A 7573-nucleotide genomic window follows, 5' to 3' on the forward strand; every position below is an offset into this window, starting at 1 on the left:
GGCGCATGGCACCTCCGTGCGCGACGTGCGCGGATCCGCGCGGAACCGCGCGGTCAGCCGCTCGGAGCGTAGCGCGCGCACGGGCCGGACAGCAGAGGGCGTACCCGTCCCCGGGCCGTCACTTGGCCGGTGAGTAGATCATCCCGACCAGCTCGGCGACCTTGTCGTCCGGCAGGTGCCGGGCCACGTCCGCCTCGCTGATCATGCCCACCAGCCGCTTGTTCTCGATCACCGGCAGCCGGCGGATCCGGTGGCTCTCCATCTCGTGCAGGACGTCGTCGACGTCCGCGTTGGCGTCGATCCAGCGCGGCGTCCCCTCGCAGAGCTCGCCCGCCCTGACCTTGGCCGGGTCCCGTCCCTGGGCGAGGCACTTCACCACGATGTCGCGGTCGGTGATGATGCCGCACAGCCGCCCCTCGTCGTTGCTGACGGGCAGGGCGCCCACGTTGAGCATCTCCATCACCTGGGCGGCCCGGGACAGCGTCTCGTCACGCGTGATCCACTGGGCGCCCTCGTGCATGATGTCCTTGGCTCTGGTCATGATGACCCGCCTCCATCGACTTCCCCGATGCTTGTGTCCTCAGGCGGCCGCGGCCGCGTAGACCCGCCCCGCGAACTCCGCGATCTGCTCGTCCGTGAGGTTCTTGGCGAGCTCCGACTCGCTGATCATGCCGATCAGACGGTGGCCGTCCGCCACGTCGATCACCGGCAGCCGTTTGATCCGGTGGATCTCCATGGTCTCCAGCGCCTCGGCGGCGTTCGCGTCCGCGTCGATCCAGTGCAGCGCGCCGCCCAGGGCCCCGGCTTCGACGGACGCCGGGTCGCGCCCGGTCGCCACGCACTCCACGACGATGTCGCGGTCGGTGACCAGGCCCTTCAGCCGGTTGTCGTCGCCGCAGATGGGCAGCGAGCCGACGTTCAGCTCGCGCATCAGCTTCGCGGCCTGGAAAAGGGACTCGTGCGCTCCGATGCACCGCACACCCTCGTGCATGATGTCGCGGCACGTGAGCGGTCGTTCGCCGGCGGTACGGGCCATGACCGGACTCCCTTCGTCGCCCCGGGCACGACCGTCCGGTGCGCCCGGCACCTCCATCGTCTCCCTCACCGCGCCTCCCGGCGATCGGAGGGTTACTCCGTTCGGGTGACACCCGGTCCCACGGCCCCCGGGGGCGATCCCCCAGGCCGGGCGAGTGTCAGTGGCCGGTGCGAGACTGGGATCCGTCCGGGGAAACCCGGTGGAGGTCTCCCGGAGTCCCGAAGGAGCACGCCACCATGCTCACCACGAACTTTGTCACCGGCGCCCCCAACTGGCTGGACCTCGGCAGTCCCGACACGGACGCGGCCGCCGCCTACTACGGGCGCGTCTTCGACTGGTCCTACGAGTCGGCAGGCCCCGAGGCCGGGGGATACGGCTTCTTCAAGCTCAACGGCGCCACCGTCGCCGCCCTCGGCCCCCTCACCGACGAGGCCGCCAGCTCCGCCTGGACCGTCTACTTCCAGACACCCGACGCCGACGCCACGGCCCAGGCCGTCGAGAAGGGCGGCGGCACGGTCCGCGAGGCGCCCTTCGACGTGATGGAGGCCGGGCGGATGGGCTGCTTCACCGACCCGACCGGAGCGGAGTTCGCCGTCTGGCAGCCCGCCGCCGTCGGCGGCCTGGAGAAGGCCTCCGACGAGGGCGCCCTGTGCTGGGCCGAGCTCCACACCGGCGACCCCACGGCGGCCAAGGCCTTCTACCGGACCCTGTTCGGCTGGCGCTCCGAGGACATGAAGGTCCCCGGCATGACGTACACGGTCCTCTCCACGGCGGAGGGCGAGCTCCAGGACGCGTCGTTCGGCGGCGTCGTCCCCCTGCGGGAGGAGTCCGAAATCCCGCGCTGGATCCCGTACTTCGCCGTCACCGACGTCGACGAGGTCGTCACCAACACGCAGGGTGCGGGTGGGACGGTGCTCATGCCGGCGTCCGACGTCCCGGACGTCGGCCGCATGGCCTGGCTCGCGGACCCCTTCGGGGCGCCCTACGCCGTCATCAAGCCGAACCCGCCGGTTCAGACGGCGGGGTGACCCCCGCCTTGACGGCGGCCAGCAGCGCCCGCAGGCGGGGTGGGGTCGTTGCGACGACGGTCGCGGGGGCGTCGCTCTCGCGGATGCCTATGCGGCGGTCGCGGATGCGGGCCAGCTCGACGCAGTCGCCCTGCGAGTCCGTCGAGAACGACGACTTCTGCCATGCGATGAGCGCGGCGACGCTTCGCGCGCGGGCCTGTAAGACCGTCGACGGCGTGTCGCTTTCGCGGATGGCTATGAGGCCGCTGGAGTTGGTCAGTTCGACGCAGTCGTCGCGATCCCCTGAGAACGACGACTTCTGCCACGTTGTGTCCGACATGCTTACGCCTTCACAGTTCTCTTGCGATTCTGTTGATGAAGTCGCGTGACTTCCTCGGAGGAAGGGAAGTCTCCAGCGTGCGCTTCAGGATGCACCGGTAGTTCTCCAGATGCGATTGCGCGTCCAGGAGCACCGAACCGTGAGCCGTGTCGAGGGCTACGGTGTCCAGCTGTGGTACAGCACCTGAGGCAAAGGTGAGTGAGCTGTTGGCGCCAGGGAACGCGCCGGTCGCGAACGTGATGACGCGGATGGAGATCCCGTCCTGATCGCTCGCCTCCACCAGCCGTTCCAGCTGTCGCCGTTGCCCGTCGACGCCGGGAAAGATCATGCGTAGCGCGGCCTCATGGATCAGGAACGTGCAGGGCGTGGCCGGACTGCGTTCAGTGACGCGCTTGCGCTGCATGCGATAGGAGACGCGCCGCTGGACATCCAGCGGCGCCAATTTGGGAACGCTCTGTCCGAACACCGCCCGCGCATACTCTTCCGTCTGCAGAAGTCCCGGGATGTAGACCACCTGCAGTGAGGTCAGCGCTTGCGCGTGGTACTCAGCCTCGGCGAGGTCCAGCGCTCCCGTCGAGATGGTGCCACGAGAGTCCTCCCACCACCCTTTGACGCGCTCTTCCGCCATCGCGGCGAGCGCGTCCACATACGCCGCGTCAGGGCACTTGTAGTGCGACGCCCAAGTCCGTACACGTTCACCGCTGACGCCGAAGCGGCCTGCCTCCGTGTTGCTGATGCTGGCTCGGTCCGTGCCCAGCAGTTCGGCGGCTCGTGCGGGCGTCAGGCCGGCGTGCTCGCGCATCTTGCGGAGCTCGGCGCCCACTCGCCGTTGGCGGGCTGTGGGGGCCTTCCTCGGTGGCATCGGTTCCCCTTCTGTTTGCCCATCAGTGTGGACCGTGACCCAACCGAGGTCCACTCGTTCCATTGATTAGTCCGTTGGGTCGCAAAACTTAGACCCGGTGCCCTACCGTCGAAGACGTGCCGGACGTCACGTCCGAAAACGGCGAACCGCGCCTGCCCGCAAGGCAGTTGCGCCACCCACCTGGAGGCAAACCCATGGGTACGGCATCACTCGAACGCTACGAACTGATGGCCCCGGCCATCGCCCCAACCGCCCGCGTCGCACGCGAATTCGTCACCGCCGTGCTCGTCGCGGCGGAGCGACACCCGCTGATCGAGAGCGCGCGGATCTGCGTCTCCGACACCGTCGCGAACGTCGTGCAGCACGCGCGCGTGCCCGTGCTCGCCGTCGAGGTGACCGTGCACGGCGACCGGGTCGTCGTCGCCGTGCGCGACGACGACCCGGTGCGGCGGCCGTACCGCCGCCTCGGCGAGGCCACCGCCGAGGACGAGCACGGCAGGGGCCTGGCCCTCGTGCGCGGGCTCGCGGCGGCGTCCGGGGTCACGCTGGTGTGGAGGGACCTCGCCGTCGTCGGCAAGAGCGTGTGGTTCGAGCTGCGTGAGCCCGTCGCGCTGAGCGCCTGATCCAGAACGCCTGAGGGGCGGGCCTCCGCCCGCCCCGGGGCGCTAGCGGCCGTCCCAGAGTTCGCCGCTGCGGGCCGCCACCGACGCGGCCACCCCCGCGACGGCTTCACCCACCGGCAGGGGGGCCAGCCGGCGCCCGTCCCGCAGACGCACCGCGACCTCGCCGGCCGCCACCTCCATCGCGCCGATCACCGCCTGGTACGGAACCAGCCGTGCCGCGCGGATCCTCGCCCCGAGGGTGCCCTCCTCCGGGCCCGCGATCCGGGCCCGCAAGCCCTCGTCCAGGCAGCGGCGGCGCAGCTCCTCGGCCCGGGGCCACTGCTCGTCCGACACCGGGAGGATCGCCACCTGGGTCGGTGCCAGCCACGCCGGGAACGCCCCGCCGTGGAGTTCGACGAGATGGGCCACCAGCCGCTCCACGCTGCCGATGATGGCGCGGTGCACCATCACCGGCCGGTGCTTCGCGCCGTCGGCGCCCACGTATTCGAGGCCGAAGCGTTCGGGCTGGTGGAAGTCGACCTGGACGGTCGACAGGGTCGCCTCGCGGCCGGCCGGGTCGGTGATCTGGACGTCGATCTTCGGGCCGTAGAAGGCCGCCTCGCCCTCGACGGCCTCGTACTCCAGGCCCAGTTCGTCCAGGACCCCGGTGAGCAGGTCCGCGGCGCGCCGCCACATGTCCGGGGCGGCGACGTACTTCCCGCCCGAGCCGGCGAGGGACAGCCGGTAGCGGGCGGGGCGGATGCCCAGGACCTCGTACGCCTGCCGGATGAGCTCCAGGGCGGCGCGGGCCTCGTCGGCCACCTGGTCGAGGGTGCAGAAGACATGGCCGTCGTTGAGCTGGATCGCGCGGACGCGGGTGAGGCCGCCGAGGACGCCGGAGAGCTCCGAGCGGTACATGCCGCCCAGTTCGGCCATGCGCAGGGGGAGTTCGCGATAGCTGTGGGCACGGGAGCGGTAGATCAGGGCGTGGTGGGGACAGAGGCTCGGGCGGAGGACGACCTGCTCGCCGCCGAGGTCCATGGGCGGGAACATGTCGTCGCTGTAGTGGGACCAGTGCCCGGAGATCTCGTACAGCTCGCGTTTGCCCAGTACGGGCGAGTGGACGTGCTGGTAGCCGGCGCGGCGTTCGGCGTCGCGGATGTACTCCTCCAGGGCGTGGCGGACGGTGGCGCCGTCGGGCAGCCAGTACGGCAGGCCCGCGCCCATCAGCGGATCGGTGTCGAACAGGTCCAGCTCGCGGCCGAGCTTGCGGTGGTCGTGCATCGTGGTCTCCTCGTGGGGCGAGGCGAGTGACCACACGGCGAAGCCCCGGGGCACTCGCCCCGGGGCTTCGGACAGAACAGCTGTCAGCGCGCCGGGACACTCTCCGGCGTCGTCGTCATGAACTGACCAGCGCGCTTCATGGCCGGGAGCGTAGCACCGCACCGGCCCCCCGGTACACGGACTTTCTCCTTCGGCTGCCACGCCCGCCTCAGACCTCCTCGCGTAGCAGCCGTACGTACACCGCCGCGAACAGCGCCCCCACCACCAGCAGCAACAGCGCCACCGCCGTGCCGTAGCCGATCAGCGACTTCAGGAACGCCTGGTCGTACATGAACACCGGCAGCGTCTGGCTGCGGTTTCCCGGGCCGCCGCGCGTCATCGCCCAGATCAGGCCGAAGACCGACAGCGTCTGCAGGGTGTTGAGCATGAGGTTCGTGCCGATCGAGCGCCGCAGCAGCGGCAGGGTGATGTGCCAGAAGCGGCGGAGGCCGCGCGCGCCGTCGACCTCCGCCGCCTCCGTCACGTCCTGCGGGATCTCCGCCAGCGCCGCCGAGTAGACCAGCATCGAGAACGCCGTGCCGCGCCAGACGTTGGCGAACGACACCGCCAGGATCGGCAGGGTGAACAGCCAGTTCTGCTGCGGGAGATGGAGCAGCTCCAGCACCGCGTTGAGCGTGCCGCGCCGGTTGAAGAACGTGTACAGCAGGAACCCCGCGACGATCTCCGGGACCACCCAGGCCGCGACGACGACCGTCCCCGTCGCCGTCCGTACGGCCTTCGAGGCGTGCCGCATCAGGGCCGCCAGCGCGAATCCCAGGGAGTTCTGGCCGAGGAGGGAGGAAACGACGGTGAAGACCAGCGTCAGCACCACCGCGTTACGGAAGTCCGGATCCCCGAACGCCCGGCGGAAGTTGGCCAGTCCGACGAAGGACGCCGTCGCCTGGCCCGTCAGCTGGGTGTCGGTGAAGGCGAGCCAGACGCAGTACGCGACCGGGCCCGCCAGGAAGAGGAGCAGCAGGGTCGTGGCCGGGGCCAGGGGGAGCCAGCGTGCCGCCCGGCGTACGGCGACGGGTACGGAGGACGTCATCGTGTCGTCACGCCCGGACCGCCCACGATCGACCGCAGCCGCTCGTCGTACGCCCGCGCCGCCTTTGCCGCGTCGGCGTCGCCCGTCGTGACGGACTCCATGGCCTCCTGGATCGCGTTCGACACCCGGGGGTAGACGGGGAGGGCGGGGCGCCAGTGGGTGTCCTTGACGAGGTCGGTGAAGAAGCCGATGCCCGGCATGGACGCCCGGTACTTGGTGGAGGCCGCCACGTCGTCCCGGACGGCGATCTGGCCGTCGCGCACGGTCCATTCCGTGGCGTTGTCGGGCGTCTGCATGAATGCGATGGCCCGCCAGGCTAGGTCGGCCTTGGTGGACTTGGCGCCGATCGACCATGTCCAGCCGCCGGAGAGGCTCACCCGGCCCGGGTCGCGGCCGTCCTGGGTGGGGAAGGCGGCGCGGCCCATGACCGCCGTCCAGCGGGGCCAGGGCTTCGCGCCGGAGTCGATCCAGTACTTGCCGAGCCAGTTGCCGTCGAGGTCGATGGCGAGTTTCCCGGCGGGGAGCCACTCGGTGGCGACATGGGTGGAGATGTTGGGGTCGAGGGCGTCGGACGGCTCCGGGCCGAGCTTCTCGGCGTAGACGGTGCGGACGAAGTCCAGGGCGTCCCGGAAGCCCTTGCTCCCCGCGACCCACTTCTTCTCCGCCGGGACGTAGAGCGGGTCCGGGCCCGTGCCGTACAGCAGCATCTCGAAGCCCTGCATCGTCGCGGCCTCGCCGGCGCCCTTGCCGGTGTAGACGTTGAGCGGGATGACGCCGGGGACGGCGCGCTTGACGGCGCGGGCGGCGTCGAGGACGTCGTTCCAGGTCCGGGGCCGCCAGTCGGCGGGGAGCCCGGCCTTGGCGAAGATCTCCTTGTTGAACCACAGGGCGCGGGTGTCGGTGCCGTCCGGCACCCCGTACGTCTTCCCGTCCGCGCCCCGCGCGGACGCCTTGGCGGCCGGCACGAAGCGGCCCCAGTCCTTCCAGCCGGCCAGCTTGTCGTCCAGCGGTCTCAGATAGCCGCTGGTGATGTCGGAGTTGATGAGGAAGGTGTCCTCGCGGACGACGTCCGGGGAGGTCTTCGCCGACCGCATCATCTGCTGGATCTTGGTGTAGTAGTCCTCCTGGGAGGCCTGGATCGGCAGCAGTCGCAGCTTCTTCCCGGGGTTCTCCTGCTCGAACCGCTTCTTGACCACGGCGAGGTAGTCGTCCATGATCCGGACCTTGTTGTCCGTGCTGCGCTGATAGGCGACCTTGATCGTGTCCGGGTCGTCGTCACCGGAACCGCTCCCGCACGACACCACGGAGGTGGCGGCGAGGGCGGTGAGGGCGACGAGGAGTACGGGGGTGTGGGC

The 7573-nt window shown here is 70.4% G+C and carries 9 protein-coding genes; 2 read left to right on the plus strand and 7 right to left on the minus strand.

The window, feature by feature from the left end:
* Positions 1 to 118 precede the first annotated feature (118 nt).
* Positions 119 to 541, minus strand: a complete 423-nt coding sequence (locus K6I33_RS28295; protein WP_229357378.1) for a CBS domain-containing protein — start codon at positions 539 to 541, stop codon at positions 119 to 121.
* 39 nt (positions 542 to 580) lie between these two features.
* Positions 581 to 1036 (minus strand): CBS domain-containing protein, encoded by a 456-nt coding sequence (locus tag K6I33_RS28300; protein WP_229357379.1) that lies wholly within the window; start codon positions 1034 to 1036, stop codon positions 581 to 583.
* Positions 1037 to 1272: 236 nt separating this feature from the next.
* Here K6I33_RS28300 and K6I33_RS28305 point away from each other — a divergent pair, with 236 nt between their 5' ends.
* A complete protein-coding gene (locus K6I33_RS28305; RefSeq protein WP_229357380.1) occupies positions 1273 to 2064 on the plus strand; it encodes a VOC family protein in 792 nt (263 codons plus the stop codon).
* Here the strand turns inward: K6I33_RS28305 and K6I33_RS36110 are convergent.
* Together K6I33_RS36110 and K6I33_RS28320 are read right to left on the minus strand one after the other, a co-directional pair.
* The gene (locus K6I33_RS36110) at positions 2030 to 2383 is read right to left on the minus strand and encodes a DUF397 domain-containing protein (protein WP_275126793.1); all 354 of its coding nucleotides are present in this window, start codon (positions 2381 to 2383) and stop codon (positions 2030 to 2032) included. The two genes, K6I33_RS28305 and K6I33_RS36110, sit on opposite strands and share 35 nt — an antisense overlap.
* Before the next feature lie 10 nt (positions 2384 to 2393).
* On the minus strand, positions 2394 to 3245 hold the full coding sequence (locus K6I33_RS28320; RefSeq protein WP_229357381.1) for a Scr1 family TA system antitoxin-like transcriptional regulator: 852 nt from the start codon (positions 3243 to 3245) through the stop codon (positions 2394 to 2396).
* A 194-nt stretch (positions 3246 to 3439) separates the two neighbouring features.
* Here K6I33_RS28320 and K6I33_RS28325 point away from each other — a divergent pair, with 194 nt between their 5' ends.
* Entirely contained in the window at positions 3440 to 3868 is a 429-nt protein-coding gene (locus K6I33_RS28325) for an ATP-binding protein (protein ID WP_229357382.1), read from the plus strand.
* Positions 3869 to 3910: 42 nt separating this feature from the next.
* On the opposite strand, the gene thrS is transcribed toward K6I33_RS28325, so the two are convergent.
* From thrS to K6I33_RS28340, 3 genes are all read right to left on the minus strand, one after another.
* Positions 3911 to 5167, minus strand: a complete 1257-nt coding sequence (thrS, locus tag K6I33_RS28330; protein WP_374285981.1) for a threonine--tRNA ligase — start codon at positions 5165 to 5167, stop codon at positions 3911 to 3913.
* Positions 5168 to 5339: 172 nt separating this feature from the next.
* The gene (locus tag K6I33_RS28335; protein WP_229357384.1) at positions 5340 to 6218 is read right to left on the minus strand and encodes a carbohydrate ABC transporter permease; all 879 of its coding nucleotides are present in this window, start codon (positions 6216 to 6218) and stop codon (positions 5340 to 5342) included.
* Positions 6215 to 7573: extracellular solute-binding protein (locus K6I33_RS28340; RefSeq protein ID WP_229357385.1), on the minus strand; the 1359-nt coding region annotated here is incomplete at its 5' end. The genes K6I33_RS28335 and K6I33_RS28340, both read right to left, overlap by 4 nt.

The organism is Streptomyces sp. UNOB3_S3, from assembly GCF_020740895.1.
In the GTDB taxonomy this organism is placed as follows: Bacteria; Actinomycetota; Actinomycetes; order Streptomycetales; family Streptomycetaceae; genus Streptomyces.